This is a genomic window from Vibrio sp. Vb1018 (assembly GCF_033338775.1).
Classification (GTDB): Bacteria; Pseudomonadota; Gammaproteobacteria; order Enterobacterales; family Vibrionaceae; genus Vibrio; species Vibrio alginolyticus.
Genome location: NZ_JAWOTI010000018.1, coordinates 1 through 18,738 on the forward strand (window position 1 = coordinate 1; position 18,738 = coordinate 18,738).

The 18,738-nt window shown below is 44.4% G+C and carries 10 protein-coding genes and 1 riboswitch; of the genes, 4 read left to right on the forward strand and 6 right to left on the reverse strand.

Translation table 11 applies throughout. From position 1 onward, the window contains the following. Positions 1–840: 840 nt before the first annotated feature. Complete coding sequence (locus tag R7Z10_RS17320; RefSeq protein ID WP_171343301.1) at positions 841–2,172, reverse strand: sodium:proton antiporter; 1,332 nt, start codon at positions 2,170–2,172, stop codon at positions 841–843. Positions 2,173–2,363: 191 nt separating this feature from the next. Here R7Z10_RS17320 and metH point away from each other — a divergent pair, with 191 nt between their 5' ends. After that, positions 2,364–6,044: a methionine synthase gene (metH, locus tag R7Z10_RS17325; protein WP_318105378.1), complete on the forward strand. Its 3,681-nt coding sequence runs from the start codon at positions 2,364–2,366 to the stop codon at positions 6,042–6,044. Between the two features lie 86 nt (positions 6,045–6,130). Here the strand turns inward: metH and lysC are convergent, their stop codons facing one another. Further along, positions 6,131–7,483, reverse strand: coding sequence for a lysine-sensitive aspartokinase 3 (lysC, locus tag R7Z10_RS17330; RefSeq protein ID WP_318105381.1), 1,353 nt, complete (start codon positions 7,481–7,483; stop codon positions 6,131–6,133). A gap of 101 nt (positions 7,484–7,584) precedes the next feature. After that, a riboswitch (Lysine riboswitch) is annotated at positions 7,585–7,763 on the reverse strand. Positions 7,764–7,983: 220 nt separating this feature from the next. On the opposite strand from lysC, the gene R7Z10_RS17335 reads away from it, so the two are divergent. Then, the gene (locus R7Z10_RS17335) at positions 7,984–9,105 is read left to right on the forward strand and encodes an alanine--glyoxylate aminotransferase family protein (protein WP_033907426.1); all 1,122 of its coding nucleotides are present in this window, start codon (positions 7,984–7,986) and stop codon (positions 9,103–9,105) included. A 59-nt stretch (positions 9,106–9,164) separates the two neighbouring features. Here the strand turns inward: R7Z10_RS17335 and R7Z10_RS17340 are convergent, their stop codons facing one another. The 4 genes from R7Z10_RS17340 to R7Z10_RS17355 form a co-directional block, all read right to left on the reverse strand. Continuing rightward, positions 9,165–10,946 carry a PglL family O-oligosaccharyltransferase gene (locus R7Z10_RS17340; RefSeq protein ID WP_047103670.1) on the reverse strand — a complete coding sequence of 594 codons (1,782 nt, stop codon included), beginning with the start codon at positions 10,944–10,946 and terminating at the stop codon, positions 9,165–9,167. 67 nt (positions 10,947–11,013) lie between these two features. Then, entirely contained in the window at positions 11,014–13,836 is a 2,823-nt protein-coding gene (gene uvrA / locus R7Z10_RS17345; RefSeq protein WP_005381241.1) for an excinuclease ABC subunit UvrA, read from the reverse strand. Positions 13,837–13,985: 149 nt separating this feature from the next. Further along, positions 13,986–14,858, reverse strand: coding sequence for a UTP--glucose-1-phosphate uridylyltransferase GalU (galU, locus tag R7Z10_RS17350; protein WP_005381239.1), 873 nt, complete (start codon positions 14,856–14,858; stop codon positions 13,986–13,988). A 159-nt stretch (positions 14,859–15,017) separates the two neighbouring features. Beyond that, positions 15,018–15,662 carry a LuxR C-terminal-related transcriptional regulator gene (locus R7Z10_RS17355; protein WP_005381237.1) on the reverse strand — a complete coding sequence of 215 codons (645 nt, stop codon included), beginning with the start codon at positions 15,660–15,662 and terminating at the stop codon, positions 15,018–15,020. Positions 15,663–15,939: 277 nt separating this feature from the next. On the opposite strand from R7Z10_RS17355, the gene R7Z10_RS17360 reads away from it, so the two are divergent. Together R7Z10_RS17360 and csrD are read left to right on the forward strand one after the other, a co-directional pair. Further along, positions 15,940–16,479 carry a single-stranded DNA-binding protein gene (locus R7Z10_RS17360; protein WP_005381235.1) on the forward strand — a complete coding sequence of 180 codons (540 nt, stop codon included), beginning with the start codon at positions 15,940–15,942 and terminating at the stop codon, positions 16,477–16,479. A 242-nt stretch (positions 16,480–16,721) separates the two neighbouring features. Next, the gene (gene csrD, locus R7Z10_RS17365; RefSeq protein WP_005381201.1) at positions 16,722–18,731 is read left to right on the forward strand and encodes an RNase E specificity factor CsrD; all 2,010 of its coding nucleotides are present in this window, start codon (positions 16,722–16,724) and stop codon (positions 18,729–18,731) included. The last annotated feature ends 7 nt before the right edge of the window (positions 18,732–18,738 follow it).

The following is an 18,738-nucleotide window of genomic DNA, read 5'->3' on the forward strand; positions in this document are numbered from 1 at the left end:
GGTAGTTCAGTTGGTTAGAATACCGGCCTGTCACGCCGGGGGTCGCGGGTTCGAGTCCCGTCCACTCCGCCACTTATATTAAGCCTCAGTCGAAAGACTGAGGCTTTTTTCGTTTTGGTTCCCCGACTTAGCTTAAACCCACTTTCATATTGAAACCTTGCATCGAGAGGCCGGCTTCCCTCTGGTTATGCTTTCTAAGCCCTGTATGAGTGAAGTGGAACGCAGTTTTGTGTGGTTTCTACTGAACCGGGTCCTAGTATCGAGCGCTAGTTTTGAGCCTCTTCATTCACCAAAGCTCCTTTTATTCGATATTAGAAAATCTAGTTATGTGACAGAGTTTAATTGTTTGAAGTGTCGCTTGTTTCTAATTTGAAAACAGGACTACTTTGAATACAAGTTTAGTCTCACTGAGATCAAGAGGGAGAGGGGCTACATTTCTGTTAAGGCTTTGATCTACCTGAATGCTAGCTCAGTTTTATCTTGGTGGGATTGCTAACCTGTTTGGGTTCTGAACGCACTCACCCTAAATGTCTCTTTCTCATAAAAATACAAACTCGCTCATTGCTAAGTATTGTGGAAGTTTAGCTTTGATATTTGCGAGGAGCCTATATTGCCAAGGGAAGAGAAGGATACAGATGAAAATGGGTAAATTAAAAGGCTCGTCTATGAATACTATCTATCGGCAATAGTTAGTATCTATGAAAATGTAGCGTAGCGATTCTTAGTATATTTGAAGGTATATCAAAGAATAAGGAGCATTCGTCCTTGAAGGGGAGTCTGAAAATTAGTTATGAAAAAAGCAGCTAGGTAGCTGCTTTTTATTTATTAAGTTACGTGTCTTTAAGAGTCCACTGGCTCCGTATGTTCCGGAGTGGTTATTGCTTGGTTGTTCTCTTCCATCTTCTTCTCTTCTGCTTTTGCTTTTTCAATCATTGGGGTGATTGTTGAGCCTTGAATGAGGATAGAGAAAACAACGACGGAGTAGGTCATTACAAGAATAATCTCTTTTACATCGATTAACTTATCTTGAATCACCCAAATACCAGATGGAATGGAAAGTGCCATTGCCAATGCAAGGCCCCCGCGTAAGCCGCCCCACGTCAAAATACGTACTGACCACGGGTTATATTTTCTGTAACGCTTAAAGCCAATGTACGAGAGAAATACGCTTAAATAGCGAGCTGCTAGTACAAGAGGGACTGAAATAGCCATCATGATCCAGTCTTCTTTGTGGAATTCAAACAGCAGCATCGACATGCCGATCAGTAGGAATAACACGCCATTCAAGAACTCATCAACAAGCTCCCAAAAATGGTCAAGGTGATCTTCACTCTCTTTTGAAAAGCCAATAAAGCGTGTCCAGTTGCCAATCATAATACCGGATACAACCATTGCGAGTGGGCCTGATACATGGATGTATTCAGCAAATGCGTAACCTGCTGTTGGGACACCAATGGTAAGTAACAATTCCATTGAGTGATCATCGGTGGCACTGATCAAGTAGTGGAATAGCAAACCGAGGACGAAACCATATGTGATACCACCGATAGCTTCTTGGATGAAGAGTAAGGTGACACTACCTACAGTTGGTGCCTCAGTGCCAAATGCAATCGTAAATAGAGTGACGAAGATAACCAAACCGAAGCCATCATTGAAGAGCGATTCTCCTTCAATCTGAGTGGAGATACGTTTAGGAGCATCGAGTTTTTTCACAATAGCCAATACAGCGATTGGGTCAGTTGGCGATATTAGAGCACCAAATAGTAAGCAGTAGACCAAATCAAATTGGATGCCAATTAACTGACAAAACCCATACAGCGTAAATCCAATAAAGAACGTAGAAAACAGTGTAGCTCCAAGGGCTAAAACAGTGATCTCCCACTTTTGATCTTTAAGGTTCGGGAGTTTGATGCCTAGTCCACCAGCAAATAGTAAGAAGCCAAGAATGCCTTTGAGCAAGAAATCTTCGAAGTTAATCCTTGTGACCGTCTCCGTCGCAATTTCGGTGAGATGGAACCAGTTGTTTTGACCCGCAATTAAGATTAGAAGTGAAAGCACCATTGAACCTGCGGTAATCGCAATGGTGGTTTGCATCTTTCCTATCTTGCTGTTTACAAAAGCAATTAGCATCGCAGCTGCGGATAGAAAACATAAAGTATGATAGACCGACATAGAGCTCTCTATTTGTAACATTTTATGAATGGAATTCTCGGCTGATGCTGCTTAAATAGCAAACATTTTTTCGTGATTATTTTGTAAGTTAAGAAGGAGATAAAATAATCATTAATTCCACGTTTAGACGTCTAGACTCCTGAAGTTTGTGTGATAGGATGGAAAGATAACTAAAGGAATGAGGCTGTACTGTGGGAAGTAACGTAAGACAACAGATTGAAGCTCAATTGAAGCAACGTATTCTTTTGATTGATGGTGGTATGGGAACCATGATTCAAGGGTACAAACTTGAAGAGCAAGACTATCGAGGAACGCGCTTTGCGGATTGGCATTGTGATCTAAAAGGTAACAACGACCTGTTGGTTCTAAGTCAGCCTCAACTTATCAAGGAAATTCACGCTGCATATTTAGAAGCGGGTGCAGATATTCTTGAGACCAACACTTTTAACGCAACAACCATTGCGATGGCTGACTACGAGATGGAAAGCCTAAGTGAAGAAATTAACTTTGCAGCTGCCAAGCTTGCACGTGAAGTTGCAGACGAATGGACCGCAAAAACACCCGATAAACCACGTTATGTCGCAGGGGTTTTAGGGCCAACAAACCGAACTTGTTCTATTTCTCCTGATGTAAATGACCCCGGATATCGAAATGTTTCTTTCGACGAGTTAGTTGAGGCTTACTCTGAATCGACTCGAGCGCTGATTAAAGGTGGTTCTGATCTTATTCTTATCGAGACCATCTTCGATACTCTTAACGCTAAGGCTTGTTCATTTGCTGTTGAAAGTGTGTTTGAAGAGATGGGTATTGAGTTACCTGTGATGATCTCGGGGACTATTACTGATGCTTCCGGTAGAACATTATCCGGTCAAACCACAGAAGCGTTTTACAACTCATTACGTCATGTTAAACCGATTTCGTTTGGTTTGAACTGTGCACTTGGCCCGGATGAACTGCGTCCTTATGTTGAAGAGCTCTCGCGTATATCAGAATCTTTTGTTTCCGCTCACCCAAATGCTGGGCTTCCGAATGCATTCGGCGAATACGATTTGTCGCCAGAAGATATGGCTAAGCATGTTAAAGAGTGGGCTCAAAGTGGCTTTTTAAACTTGATTGGTGGGTGTTGTGGTACAACTCCTGAGCACATTCGCCAAATGGCACTCGCGGTTGAAAATATCGCCCCTCGTCAATTACCTGAACTTCCCGTTGCTTGTCGCTTGTCTGGCTTAGAGCCGCTCACGATTGATAAAGACTCTTTATTTATCAATGTCGGTGAGCGTACGAATGTAACCGGTTCTGCGCGTTTTAAGCGCTTGATTAAAGAAGAGCTGTACGATGAAGCGCTCGATGTGGCTCGTCAACAAGTTGAAAATGGCGCTCAAATTATCGATATCAACATGGATGAAGGCATGTTGGATGCACAAGCTTGTATGGTTCGCTTTTTAAACCTTTGTGCGTCAGAACCTGAAATCTCAAAAGTACCAATCATGGTTGACTCTTCCAAGTGGGAGGTTATTGAAGCCGGTCTTAAGTGCATCCAAGGCAAAGGCATTGTTAACTCGATCTCTCTCAAAGAAGGCAAAGAGAAATTCGTTGAACAAGCTAAGTTGATCCGCCGTTACGGTGCGGCTGTGATTGTGATGGCGTTTGATGAGATTGGGCAAGCAGATACACGTGAGCGCAAAGTAGAAATTTGTACCAACGCTTACCGAATTCTTGTTGATGAAGTGGGCTTTCCACCAGAAGACATCATTTTTGACCCAAACATTTTTGCCATTGCTACGGGGATCGAGGAGCATAATAACTACGCGGTGGATTTCATTGAAGCCGTTGGCGATATCAAACGTGATTTACCACATGCGATGATCTCGGGTGGTGTTTCTAACGTCTCATTCTCTTTCCGTGGCAATAACTATGTACGTGAAGCGATTCACGCGGTGTTCCTCTACCACTGTTTTAAAAATGGTATGGATATGGGGATTGTGAATGCGGGTCAGTTAGAAATCTACGATAACGTGCCTGAAAAATTGCGTGAGGCTGTGGAAGATGTCGTTCTTAACCGTCGTGATGACGCCACTGAGAGATTGTTAGATATCGCGGCGGAATATGCAGGCAAAGGGGTAGGTAAAGAGGAGGATGCCTCTGCACTTGAGTGGAGAACTTGGCCTGTTGAAAAGCGCTTAGAGCACGCGTTAGTGAAAGGAATAACTGAGTTCATCGTTGATGATACCGAAGAGGCTCGTGTCAACGCTTCAAAGCCATTAGAGGTGATTGAAGGCCCACTAATGGATGGGATGAACGTCGTCGGAGACTTGTTTGGTGAAGGTAAAATGTTCCTTCCTCAGGTCGTAAAATCTGCACGAGTGATGAAGCAAGCAGTCGCGCATCTGGAGCCCTACATCAATGCAGAAAAGCAGGTGGGTCAAACAAACGGTAAGATTTTGCTAGCGACGGTCAAAGGTGATGTACATGATATCGGGAAAAATATCGTTGGCGTTGTATTGCAGTGCAATAACTACGAAATTATCGATCTTGGTGTCATGGTTCCTTGCGAAAAGATCTTAAAAGTAGCGCAAGAAGAAAACGTCGATATTATTGGTTTATCAGGGTTGATCACGCCTTCATTAGACGAAATGGTGCATGTTGCAAAAGAGATGGAGCGTCTCGACTTTAACTTACCTCTTCTCATCGGTGGCGCAACAACGTCAAAAGCCCATACAGCAGTTAAGATTGAGCAAAATTACAAGCATCCAGTGGTTTACGTGAACAACGCCTCACGTGCAGTGGGCGTATGTACTTCTCTTCTGTCAGATGAACGTCGCCCTGAATTTGTTGAAAAACTTCAAGCTGATTACGAACGAGTACGTGATCAACATAATCGAAAGAAACCGAGAACCAAACCAGTGACATTAGAAGCGGCTCGAGCGAATAAAGTTGCGATCGATTGGGAAGCTTATACTCCTCCAGTGCCTGTTAAGCCTGGCATTCATATCTTCGATGATTTTGATGTGGCTATATTACGTCAATACATCGATTGGACACCATTCTTTATGACTTGGTCACTTGTGGGTAAGTATCCAACAATTTTCCAACATGAAGAAGTTGGTGAAGAAGCAAAACGTTTATTCGAAGATGCCAACGAGTTACTTGATCGAGTTGAGCGAGAAGGCCTGTTAAAAGCGCGTGGAATGTGTGGCTTATTCCCTGCTGCGAGCGTGGGGGACGACATTGAAGTTTATGCTGATGAAACTCGTACCGACGTTGTGAAAGTATTACGTAACTTGCGACAACAGACCGAGAAACCAAAAGGATTCAACTATTGTTTATCCGACTACATCGCACCTAAAGAGTCGGGTAAGCATGATTGGATAGGGGCATTTGCTGTCACTGGTGGTATTGGTGAACGAGAGCTTGCTGATGAATACAAAGCACAGGGAGATGATTACAACGCAATTATGATTCAAGCGGTGGCGGATCGCCTAGCCGAAGCGTTTGCTGAGTATTTGCATGAGCGTGTCCGTAAAGAAATTTGGGGTTATGCTGCGGATGAAGATTTATCTAACGATGATCTCATTCGTGAAAAATACCAAGGTATTCGCCCTGCACCAGGTTATCCAGCGTGCCCTGAGCATACTGAAAAAGGACCGCTTTGGGAGCTACTTAATGTGGAAGAGAATATTGGCATGACTCTAACCTCCAGCTATGCAATGTATCCGGGCGCGTCAGTCTCTGGTTGGTATTTCTCTCATCCTGACTCACGTTACTTTGCGATCGCACAGATTCAAGAAGATCAGCTAGAGAGTTACGCCGATCGTAAGGGGTGGGATAGGATCGAGGCTGAAAAATGGTTAGGGCCAAACATTAACGGTTAAATTGATGTTTACCTCGTCCAAATGTAACAACTATTGAAACAACAAAGGGCTGCAGATACGCAGCCCTTTGTTTTATTGAGTTGAACTTACTTCTCAAACAACTCCGTGTGGAGTTTTTGTATGGCTTGTTTCGATACCGATTCATGGAGCAAGAAGCATAAGTTGTGAGGGCTAGCGCCATAACAAATCATGCGTAGGTTAAAATCTTCTAGCGTGCCAAAAACCTGTTTCGCGTAGCCTTTACTCTCACTCATGTTGTTACCAATGAGAGCAACGAGGCATAGGTCATGTTCAACTTCTACCTTACATAACTCTTCTAACTCTTCTCGTGCAGCTTGCGGCAGCTGCGGCGCGCCACCAGATGTATCAGTTTGATCAAGTGTTAACGATACACTGATTTCAGATGTCGTGATCAAATCGACAGAGATCTTATGCTTTGCAAGGATCTCAAAGACCTTTGCTAAGAAACCGTATGCGTGGAACATATTGGCGCTGCGTAGCGTTACCATGGTTTGGTTACAACGCAAAGCTAGCGCACGGAATAACGGTGAGCTTTCGACTTGGTGGCGAATCCAAGTTCCCCCTTTTTCAGGCTCTTTCGATGACCCTACAAATACCGGAATGTCGTGGCGCAATGCAGGTACTAGCGTAGAAGGGTGAAGGATTTTAGCGCCAAAGTTAGCCATTTCTGAAGCTTCACTAAAGCTGATCTCAGGAATTGGTGAGGCTTTTGGTGCAATTCGCGGGTCTGTTGTGTAGATACCCGGAACATCAGTCCAGATTTCTAGACCTGCCGCTTTAACGCTCTCAGCAATTAAGGCGGCGCTGTAATCGCTGCCCCCTCGACCTAATGTTGTTGTATTACCGGCTTCGTCAGATCCTATGAAGCCTTGAGTAACAACAACGGATTGTTGGCAAAGTGGTACGAGTTTATCTTGCGCAAGCGTCGAAATTGCTTCAATGTTTGGCTCCGCGCGACCAAAGTTGTCATCAGTACGCAGCACATCGCGGATATCAAAGCGCACTGCTTGAATGCCTCGCTCACACATTAACTGAGTTAGAATGTGCGTCGACATGAGTTCACCACATGCGACTAAATGATCGGTTAACTTCGCACTAGCTTGGATAGATGCAGCCTCGGCCAGGCTGGTTACGGTATCTAATATGCCATACACCTCGGCAGCAGTTTTCGTGCTGTCTTCGAGCTGAGTTAAAATGGCGTCATGAATGTTGGCCAGATTTTGCAGTAGCTCAGTACGGTGCGTTTGATCCTGAATACCGTTGGCGAGTTCTACCAATAGGTTGGTGACGCCAGAGCAAGCGCTGCTCACGACTAGGCGAGTATTTGGATTGTTTTCGACAATGGTGGCGCAACGACTCATTGCCTCATAGTTGGCAACACTGGTTCCACCGAATTTAGCTACGTTAAATGCGCTCACTGCGTTCTCCCACGACTTCCTAAAAAATTGTACATCCAATGTTTAGTGAGAAAAGGAACAGAGCAAAAAGAGAGGCATTTAGAATGCTATTTGAAAAATTTACCCTCAGAAGCCCTTCATCAGACTGCGCTGATGACAGTTGATGGGATTCAGCCCAATTCAACCGACAAGTCAAATCCTGCAACTTTGACTTACCTCGGCACTACTCCCCCTCAATGATTGGTGTTGGAATTGCGGTTCCACAAATCATCTACCTGGGTAGCGCTCCTCTTCTACATAAAGCTCAAACATTGAACGGTTTTGAGGCCTTAATGTCAATCAATATTTCAACCTTTATGGTGTTTTTTATTAACGATTTTGTGACACTGGTTTGACCTCCATACTTACGGCTAATTGCTGATAGAGGAAAAATCTATTAGGGTGAAGAACCCTACACCTGAGCCATGTTATTGAATAGAACTTTTAGAATGCTCAGGATAAAAGATAATCAAGGAGCTGACATGTCGATCCAAAGCTTTATTCCGCCTCACCGTATTTTAATGGGACCTGGTCCTTCTGATATTTATCCTCAAGTGTTACAAGCACTAAGCCGTCCTACGGTAGGTCACCTTGATCCTCTGTTTATCGGTATGATGGATGAGCTCAAGCAGCTATTGAAGTATGCCTTTCAAACTGACAATGAGTTCACTATTGCGGTTTCAGCGCCTGGTAGCGCAGGGATGGAAACCTGCTTTGTAAACTTGATCGAGAAAGGCGACAAAGTGATCGTCTGCCGTAACGGTGTATTTGGTGAACGCATGCGCGAAAATGTCGTCCGTGCTGGTGGCGAAGTTGTTATCGTCGATGATGAATGGGGGACGCCTGTTTCCATTGATAAAGTCGAGCAAGCACTCGAACAGCACCCAGATACAAAAATTCTTGCTTTTGTGCATGCGGAAACCTCAACTGGTGCAGTCAGTGATGCTCAAGCATTGGGTAAGCTGGCGAAACAGCATAATGCATTATCTATTGTTGATGCGGTGACATCGCTTGGTGGTGTGCCGTTAAAAGTGGATGAATGGCAACTGGATGCGGTTTACTCTGGTAGTCAAAAATGTTTGTCATGTGTACCTGGGCTCTCACCAGTGACGTTTTCTCCTGCCGCGATTGAAAAGATTCAAGCAAGAACAACACCAGTACAGAGTTGGTTCCTCGATCAGAGTTTAGTTTTGGGGTATTGGAGTGGAGAAGGCAAGCGTAGTTACCATCATACGGCGCCAGTTAATAGCTTGTATGCGCTTCATGAAGCTTTATTGATACTGAAAAATGAAGGATTAGAAAACGCTTGGGCTCGTCACCAACTGATGCATGAAAAACTCAAAAATGGCTTACAAAAGTTAGGCTTTGAATTTGTTGTGGACGAAGCCCATCGGTTGCCACAATTAAATGCGATTTACGTGCCTGAAGGAGTTGATGAAGCAAAAGTTCGTGCTCACTTGCTAGAAACCTATAACCTAGAAATTGGTGCAGGCCTTGGGGCATTAGCTGGTAAAGCGTGGCGTATTGGCTTAATGGGTTACGGCGCTCGATCTGAAAACGTTGCGCTGTGCTTAAAAGCGTTAGAAGAGTCACTCACTGAATAAAATCATACAGCAATGAGATAAAGAAAAGCGAAGGTCATCCCTTCGCTTTTTGGTATTTATTACTCAGCTCCTGAAGTGGGGGCTGGTGAGGCAGATATTGCTTGAGAAGGTGGCTGGTAATTGACGTCACTGAAATCAATCTTCGGGAACAAAAACTGCGCTTCAGCTCTAATTTGCTCCGCTTTACTTGAGTCATCTAAGCCTTGGTAGGCCAAAATCAAATTATTATAAAATGCAGGGCGAGGCTTATCTTTGATGATTTTTAGCGACCAATCGATATAAGGCTGAATCAAGGTTGCGTCTTGTTGGTACAGCCCAAGGTTTAAAAACGTGCTATAGACATCCCAATCAAACCTGTCTTTCCAAACTACAGGGTTACTGACTTGATTCAGAATATCAGGGTTAGTTGGTCTAGTGGTCTCAAACTTCGTCAATACATAATTCGTATGTAATGCGCTTACCATGTAAAACGTAAACGCAACGGGAAGTACCAAACTAAAAACACGCAGCAAGCTTTTGGTTACATTACTAAAGCCGACTTGTCGATAACGAGAGACGCGCTGATCGACCCAGTACAGTAGGATAACGAAGATCAACCAATGCACGAGAGAGTGGTAGAAAGGGTATTCCAGTTGTGAGTGCAATACGATAGGTATAAACAAGGCCAGCAACGCAAGACGAGTTCCGCGTTTGGCTTGATAGATTCGATACAGTACCAGTGCCATCGCTAAGAAGATGCCGAGTATTGGCAGCAAGCCACCTTCTACTCCCCAGTAAAGCAGCTCGTTATGCGGATGATCCATGGCTGGCAAACCAGCTGGGTAATTCTCATTTAGGGCATGTTGACGAGCCGTATACAGCATGTACTCAGATTCAAACTTACCATATCCATAACCAGTAAAAGGCTTTTCAATCACCATGTCTAATGTTTGCGGAAAAGTATACGCTCGAGGAGACTCCATATTTACTTTTTCTGCGGCTAACCCACCTCCATCAGGAAAGGCAAGATGCATGACAACGACTGAGAGTAAGAGCCCACTTACAAGTGACACAACCCAGCGGATAAAGCGCCCTTTGGTTGCAAAGCGGTACATGTATGGAATGACCAACAACACGGCGATGACCGAGGCTAACCAACCAGTGCGTGAAGCCAACGCCACAATTAGTGGTAAAGTTAAAACTGGTACGGCATAGAGAAGGTAAACATCGCTTAACTTACGATCGTATTTGTAGGGCTGACGTGCAAGTAAATAGCTGGCAATCACCAACCCTGTCGCAAGAAAACTGGCCATTACATTGGGCTGTTGGAAAATACCATAAGGACGATTGGCCACCGTGTCGTAACCAAACGGATTGCCTGGTTTGAGATACAGATATTGTGTCAAACCAAAAATGGCTTCGATAACAACCGCAAGGACAATGAACCATAATAGGCGTTGGCGATGTTTATTACTGAAATGAAATTGTTGTAAAACAATAAAGAACAGGACACCACACCACAGGCCTATGAGCTTATTGGCTGCCAAGCTGCTATTCGCATTTGGGTACAGAATGGGCACTGTCATGATAAGAGCACTAATGAACAAGCCGATGGTTAGTTTTGAGTAACGTAGCACTCGATTATTCGCTAGTTGGTAACACCCAATGCCTAATGCAAAGCTAAAAGCAATCCAAGTTGTCGCATTGAACGAAAGCGAAAGCCCCGAACCGCCGGGGTTGGGCATGAAAAAGTGCATTGCCAACACAAATAGTGTTGCCAAGGCAATGAGAAACTTGCGATTGAGGGGAACCTGTACTTTTTCGGGAGAAAGCTTTGTTCCACTTACATGTATAGTAGCCATAGTTATTGCGTTGTTTTGAATGAAAAAAGACCAGCACTTGCTGGTCTCGATACTTTACCTGTTTTTTCTACTTCAACATAGGCTTGAGGAAGTGAGCTGTGTGCGAACCCTCGATTTGCGACACATCTTCCGGAGTGCCTTGAGCGATTATCTCGCCGCCACCCTGACCCCCTTCAGGACCAAGATCGATAATCCAGTCCGCAGTCTTAATGACGTCCAGGTTATGCTCGATCACCACGACAGTATTTCCGTGGTCGCGAAGTCTGTGCAGTACAGTGAGCAACTGCTGGATATCATGGAAGTGAAGGCCGGTTGTTGGTTCATCCAAAATGTACAAGGTTTTTCCTGTATCACGTTTGGATAGCTCTCGCGCCAGTTTCACACGCTGTGCTTCACCACCGGAGAGTGTTGTTGCCGCTTGACCCAATCGTATGTACGACAAACCGACATCCATCAGTGTTTGTAGTTTGCGAGCGATGGCAGGAACTGGATCGAAGAAGGTGCGTGCATCTTCGACCGTCATTTCTAGCACTTCATCAATAGTTTTACCTTTGTAACGTACTTCGAGCGTTTCACGGTTGTAGCGTTTACCTTTACACACATCACATGGCACATAAACATCTGGTAGGAAGTGCATTTCTACTTTGATAACACCGTCACCCTGACAGGCCTCACAACGACCACCGCGTACGTTAAAACTAAAACGGCCCGGTTTGTAACCGCGAGAACGCGACTCCTGTGTGCCTGCAAACAGTTCACGGATTGGGGTAAAGATCCCCGTATAGGTTGCAGGGTTAGAGCGAGGTGTACGGCCAATTGGGCTTTGATCGATATCGATGACTTTATCGAAGTGCTCTAGACCTTTAATCGATTTATAAGGTGAAGGCTGAGCCGTTGTCGCTCCGTTAAGTTGGGTATGCGCAATTTTAAAGAAAGTATCATTAATCAGCGTTGATTTACCTGAGCCAGATACTCCTGTAATACAGCTGAATAACCCAACAGGAATTGAAAGGTTAACGTTTTTAAGGTTATTACCTGTAGCGCCTAATAGCTCAACCGTTTTTTTCGGATCTCGCGGCGTGCGATCTTTCGGTACTGCGATTTCTTTAACACCACTTAAGTACTGACCTGTCAGAGAATTCGGATTCGCGACTATCTCTTCCATGGTGCCTTCCGCAACAACATTACCACCATGTACGCCAGCACCAGGACCAATATCTATGACATGATCTGCACAGCGAATCGCATCTTCATCGTGTTCTACCACAAGTACGGTATTACCTAAATCGCGCAAATGAGTCAGTGTTTTTAGGAGTCGTTCGTTATCACGCTGGTGGAGGCCAATCGACGGTTCATCTAAGACGTACATGACACCAACAAGACCTGCACCAATTTGGCTTGCTAAACGAATACGTTGAGCTTCACCGCCTGATAAGGTTTCAGCACTGCGTGATAAGTTTAGGTAGTTCAAACCGACGTTAACTAAGAATTGCAGACGGTCGTTGATTTCCTTCATCACTTTTTCAGCGATTTGGGCGCGTTGACCTTCCAGTTTCAAGGAATGGAAGAATTCCAATGCATCAGCAATGCTGAGTTCAACAATCTCAGGTAGTGTCGTATCAGCAATAAACACGTTACGTGCTTCAAGGCGTAGACGAGTACCGCCACAGCTTGAACAAGATTTAGTGGAGATGTATTTTGCAAGCTCTTCACGGACAGAGTTGGATTCTGTATCACGATAGCGACGTTCTAGGGTATTCAGAATACCTTCGAATGGATGGCGTTTAACGCGAATATCGCCACGATCGTTGATGTATTTAAACTCAATCTCAGTACGACCTGAGCCCTTTAGAATGACATCTTGCGTTTTCTTTGGCAGAGAATTAAAAGGGGCATGGAGGTCAAAACCATAATGATCGGCCAATGAGGTGAGCATTTGGAAGTAGTAGTAGTTCTTTTGATCCCAACCGCGAATCGCACCTTGTGCCAAGCTTAATGAATCATCTTGAATGACTCGGCTTGGATCGAAGTATTGTTGAACACCCAAGCCATCACAAGTGCCACATGCACCAGCAGGGTTGTTGAATGAGAAAAGTCGCGGCTCTAACTCTTGCATGCTGTAACCACATTGTGGACAAGCGAAGTTGGCGGAGAAAATAATCTCTTCACCGTCGCCATCCATTGGCGCGACAACCGCAATTCCGCCTGATAATTCGAGCGTGGTCTCGAAAGATTCGGCCAAGCGCTGTTGTAAGTCTGGACGAACTTTAAAGCGGTCTACCACCACTTCAATGGTGTGCTTTTTATGTAGCTCAAGGGTTGGAGGATCGGAAAGATCGCAAGTTTCTCCATCAATACGCGCACGAATAAAGCCTTGAGCCGCTAAGTTCTCAAGCGTTTTAACATGCTCACCTTTACGTTCTTTGACAATAGGTGCCAATAGCATCATTTTGCTGCCTTCCGGCATCTCTAGGACTTTGTCCACCATTTGACTGATGGTTTGCGCAGCAAGAGGGGCATGGTGCGTTGGACAGCGGGGTTCGCCCACACGAGCATACAATAGACGTAAGTAGTCGTAGACTTCGGTAATTGTACCGACGGTTGAACGCGGGTTATGAGAAGTAGATTTCTGTTCAATAGAAATCGCAGGTGATAACCCTTCAATGTGGTCGACATCGGGTTTTTCCATCAGAGACAAAAACTGACGAGCGTAGGCAGAGAGAGACTCTACGTAGCGTCGTTGGCCTTCTGCATACAATGTATCGAAAGCGAGAGAGGATTTACCGGAGCCACTTAGTCCAGTAATGACAATCAGTTTATCGCGAGGGATTGTAAGATTAATGTCTTTAAGGTTATGGGTTCGGGCACCGCGAACTTCTATTTTATCCATCGTTTTTGCTCTATGTATAACCAAGTGGGGCAAGTATTACATAGTGTGAGAAATGTGCAAAGAAAATTACTGGATAAAAAAACAGTAAAGTAAAAAGCCCAGCGTTGTGCTGGGCTTTCGATACAGTAATTTCGTACTATAACGATGCTTTATACTGCTTTTTGTGTTGCGTGCTTACCTAGCTCAGAGGTTTTTTCATCTTTTAGATACAGGTTTTCAAAACAATAGTTAGTTGCTTCGATGTAACCTTCAACGCTACCACAGTCAAAGCGTTTGCCCTTGAATTTGTAAGCCAATACACAGCCCGCTTTTGCTTGTTTTAGCAGCGCGTCAGTGATTTGAATTTCACCACCTTTACCTGGTTCGGTGTTTTCAATCAGTTCAAAAATATCGGGAGTCAGGATGTAGCGGCCAATGATAGCAAGGTTGCTAGGTGCCGTGCCTTTCTCTGGTTTTTCTACCATGTCGTCTACGCGATAGATGTCGTCTTTGATCATTTCACCAGAGATAACGCCGTATTTGTGCGTTTCTTCGGCTGGTACTTCTTGCACTGCAACGATAGAACAGCGGAACTGCTTAAATAGTGCCACCATCTGAGCCAGTACGCCCTCTTGCTCGTTCACACAAAGGTCATCAGCAAGAACAACAGCAAATGGCTCATCGCCTACCAATTCTCGTCCAGTTAGAATCGCGTGGCCCAAGCCTTTCATTTCGCGTTGACGTATATAAGTGAAGTTTGCAGATTCAATGATTTCACGGATATCTACCAACAGCTCTTCTTTGTTGGTACCGCTAATCTGATGTTCCAGTTCGTAGTTCTTATCAAAGTGGTCCATGATCGAGTGCTTGCCACGACCTGTCACAATACACATGCCGTTCATACCAGCTTGGATTGCTTCTTCGACACCGTATTCAATAAGCGGTTTGTTCACGACTGGCATCATCTCTTTTGGCATAGATTTCGTTGCCGGTAGGAAGCGTGTGCCATAGCCTGCAGCAGGGAACAGACATTTTTTTATCATTGGGGGAATATCCTATCTCGTTTTTATCAAGAATCTGCGCATAACTTTAACACGAGAGGTATCAATGAATCATGAATAAAGTAGGAAAAAATGTGAGACTCGGTGCGGAAAAAAGATGAGCGACTCGTCATTTCAGTTATCAGAGCCGCTCACATTGCATCAAGACATTAAGTTTTGGTCTGCCCAGGCGATTGCCTGTACTCGGTTCTTTACGGATAGCTTTTTGAATATCTGATACAAGTGCGATTTGATGGTGAATTCACTGACGAATAACTCCTCGGCCATCTGACTGTTCGAGGCGCCAGCTTGTAGGCAACGCAGTACTTGTAGCTCACGAATGGTTAGGTCTACCGTAGCTGGTGCAGTATGAGTATTAATGACATTGCGGTAATAGTGTAAAAGTTGACTGGTTACATTACGCGGCAGCCAGTTTTGACCGTTAACAATGCCTTTTAACCCTTCTCCAATTTGCTCTAGCGTATCTTCAGAATAAAACACACCTTTTAATTGACCAAATGAAAGAAGTTCATCCGTGGTTAGTCTTTTAGGCACGTTGAAGACAACGGTTTCAAAGTTTTTCCATACAAGAGGCAAGTTTTTGATCGATTGAACAAGTGATTTATGTTCACTGAAGTCGATCAGTAGAATTTTATTACGGTGTTGTGGCTTGGCTTCCATGAGTGCTGCGGTTGAAATCACCGGGATGCTCATATCAACGTACTTTTCGAGTGCCGCCACTTTTTTTTGCGCATTATCTTCCATACTGATCAGAAATAGCTTTCTTGCGTAAGCCGACTTTCTCACGTGTTCCAATCTCCCTGGGTTCAATAGAAGCCATAAACTGGCATTAAAGAGAGGCCATAACCATCGCTTTACTGAATAAATGCGTTCGAATTCAAAGCTTCACGAAACGATGTCTGCAACGCGAATCAAAAATGCTACACACGTAAGTTGAAATACGATTTGGGTTCTAGAGCATGACTCAATAGATCACAATGGTATTAGACTTTAATCAAAACATTAAAGCGTGCTATTCTAATGCGCTAAAATTTTATATATCCAGAGTGAAACGGAGCACATCATGGCCAGCCGTGGAATTAACAAAGTTATTTTGGTGGGGAATCTAGGTAACGACCCTGAAATTCGTTACATGCCGAATGGCGGTGCAGTAGCAAACATTACTATTGCGACTTCTGATTCATGGCGTGATAAAGCGACTGGCGAACAGCGCGAAAAAACGGAATGGCACCGTGTTGTGTTGTTCGGCAAACTTGCGGAAGTAGCAGGTGAGTACTTGCGTAAAGGCTCTCAAGTTTACATTGAAGGGCAACTGCAAACTCGCAAATGGCAAGATCAAAGTGGCCAAGATCGCTACTCAACGGAAGTCGTTGTTCAAGGCTTCAATGGTGTGATGCAAATGCTTGGCGGTCGTGCTCAAGGTGGCGGCGCACCTATGGGCGGTCAACAGCAGCAACAAGGTGGATGGGGTCAGCCTCAACAGCCAGCTCAGCAGCAGTACAATGCGCCTCAGCAACAGCAACCACAACAACAGGCTCCGCAGCAATCACAGCAGCAGTACAATGAGCCACCAATGGATTTTGACGACGATATCCCGTTCTAAATTCTGCTTATGCTTGAATCGAAAAGGCCGCGAATATCGCGGCCTTTTTTATTGTCGCAATCTGATGATCTCACAGGCTTATCTTGGCAAGGTTAGGCGTAACAATAAAACTTATCAATGAGTGTGATTTTCTTTATGCTCCAGCCTCTCACTATCAGACTAATCCGATTGTTTGATGAACTCTTATCAAGTATAAATATTTCAATAAGGTATATGATGAATAAAAAAGGAATTTGGTATTCATGAGGTATACCCCAACTCTTAAGTTAAGCACACGGCTGGTGGCCTTTGTCACCATGATCGTTATCTGCGCCATGTTTATCTTGTTTGTCGGTGGCACCCTCTCTTTTAAACGTCTTGGGCAGGAATATCTCACCCATTATTTAGAAGGGATCGTAGAGGTGGTCGACAAGGAGATGGAAGATCCTGACGCCGCTTATTCTATGCAGCGCTGGATGCCGAAAATGCTGCAAGCTTCCAATATTGTCGAAATGACGTTGTCGACCAACAACGCCGTTGTTTATCGCTTCAAAGATACTTCTCATCAAATGGAAGCGTCAGTCTTGTTTGAGGCAGAGTATCAGCTGACTCACAATCAAGATTACACGATTCACTTTAAAGCAATTCCCCCTTACTTAGGTTACAGCTACTCAATGCAGGCGCTTTGGTCGATCACGCTTGCCGTTATATTGATCATCTTCTGCTTAATGCGCGGCGTGGCATGGCTTAAGGAGCAATTAGAAGGCTCCGAAATGCTCGAAGAGCGAGGCAGAATGATCCTGGCTGGTAGGGTGGAGCAGTATGCCAAAGGTGACAAAAAAGAATGGCCTTACACCGCCAGTGAAGCGCTCGATGTATTAATCGAAGAGTTACAAGATGCGCGTCAAGAGCGAAGCCGATTTGATACCTTTATTCGAACTCAAACCTTCCTTGATAAGCTAACCGGTACCGCTAACCGAGTGTTATTTGATAGCAAGTTGGAATCGGCGTTACTAGAAAGCGGGGCTCGCGGCGCCGTGTTGCTAGTTCGTATTCAAGACTGGAAACTGGTTGAAGAAGAGCAAGATAAGCAAATTACGGATGAGTTTATTGTTGAAGTTGGGAGTTTATTGTCCAATTTAGTTCAACGATACCCAGATGTTGTATTTTCCCGTTATTACGATGCTGATTTTGCGCTTTTTCTACCGCACCAAAGTGCGAAAGATGTGGCTAACCTTGCCTCGCAATGCATTCGCCAGTTAGAAAAGTTAATGCCGCCAGAGCCACTTGATCCAGACAACTGGTGCCATATTGGCATCACCACTTATAAAGAAGGTGAGCGACACAGCCAAATCATTGATGAAGCCGAGACTGCTTTGCGTAGTGCGCAACTACAAAATAACAATAATTGGAGTCGCTTCAAAAAATGGAACCACGATGAAGAAGCTCGCGGAAGTGTGAGATGGAGAACGTTATTTGACACAGCACTTACACCAGAAAGTGTGATACTCTACGCACAATCTGTGCACCCAATAAGTGACGCGACGCATAAAAAATCATTATATGAAGAGTTAACATGTCGGATTCGCGATCCTGAGAATGGGATTGTTAAAGCGTCTCGGTTCATTTCTGCGATCAGACAGGTTGGTTATGAAGCGCAAATGGATAAGTCGGTTATTAATAAATTCTTAAGAGAGTTTAAGGATAATTTTGATAACTCAAGATCGTATGCGCTCAATTTGAATGTAACGCCATTTTCTAACCGAGAGTACTTTAAATGGTTTCGTGATGAACTCTTACAGTTGTCACGTGAGCAGAGAAAGTGTCTCAGTTTTGAGTTTGTTGAAGCACAATTTGTAAGACACTTAGACTTTATGCGACCAGTCGCTAAAATGCTGGCCGGTTTAGGGTGCCACTTAATGGTTGGGCAGGCTGGGCGTACCATCGTCAGCACTCACTATTTAAAAGAAGTGGATATTCGTTACCTTAAACTTCATCGCAGTTTAGTAGCAAAAATCGACCAACGACATGAAAACCAGCTATTTGTCCGCAGTATGCTAGGTGCGGCGGCAAACAGTAAAACTAAAATTATAGCAGTGGGAATTGAGAATCAGAACGAGCTCAACACATTAATTGAGCTCGGGGTTTATGGTGGGCAAGGGCGTTACTTTTCTGCGGAGCAGCAGTTTCTTCCTCGTCCCCAAGCGTTGCCGAATTCTCAATCAGAATCCCAAGTTAAATTGGGAAGACGAAATCGCTGGCGGAAAAAATAAAGATAAT

Bases quoted from the DNA above. Each gene is read 5' to 3' on its own strand.
- R7Z10_RS17320 (WP_171343301.1), bottom strand. From the start codon at position 2,172: ATGTCGGTCTATCATACTTTATGTTTTCTATCCGCAGCTGCGATGCTA.
- R7Z10_RS17340 (WP_047103670.1), bottom strand. From the start codon at position 10,946: ATGGCTACTATACATGTAAGTGGAACAAAGCTTTCTCCCGAAAAAGTA.
- csrD (WP_005381201.1), top strand. From the start codon at position 16,722: ATGAGGTATACCCCAACTCTTAAGTTAAGCACACGGCTGGTGGCCTTT.
- uvrA (WP_005381241.1), bottom strand. From the start codon at position 13,836: ATGGATAAAATAGAAGTTCGCGGTGCCCGAACCCATAACCTTAAAGAC.
- galU (WP_005381239.1), bottom strand. From the start codon at position 14,858: ATGATAAAAAAATGTCTGTTCCCTGCTGCAGGCTATGGCACACGCTTC.
- R7Z10_RS17335 (WP_033907426.1), top strand. From the start codon at position 7,984: ATGTCGATCCAAAGCTTTATTCCGCCTCACCGTATTTTAATGGGACCT.
- R7Z10_RS17360 (WP_005381235.1), top strand. From the start codon at position 15,940: ATGGCCAGCCGTGGAATTAACAAAGTTATTTTGGTGGGGAATCTAGGT.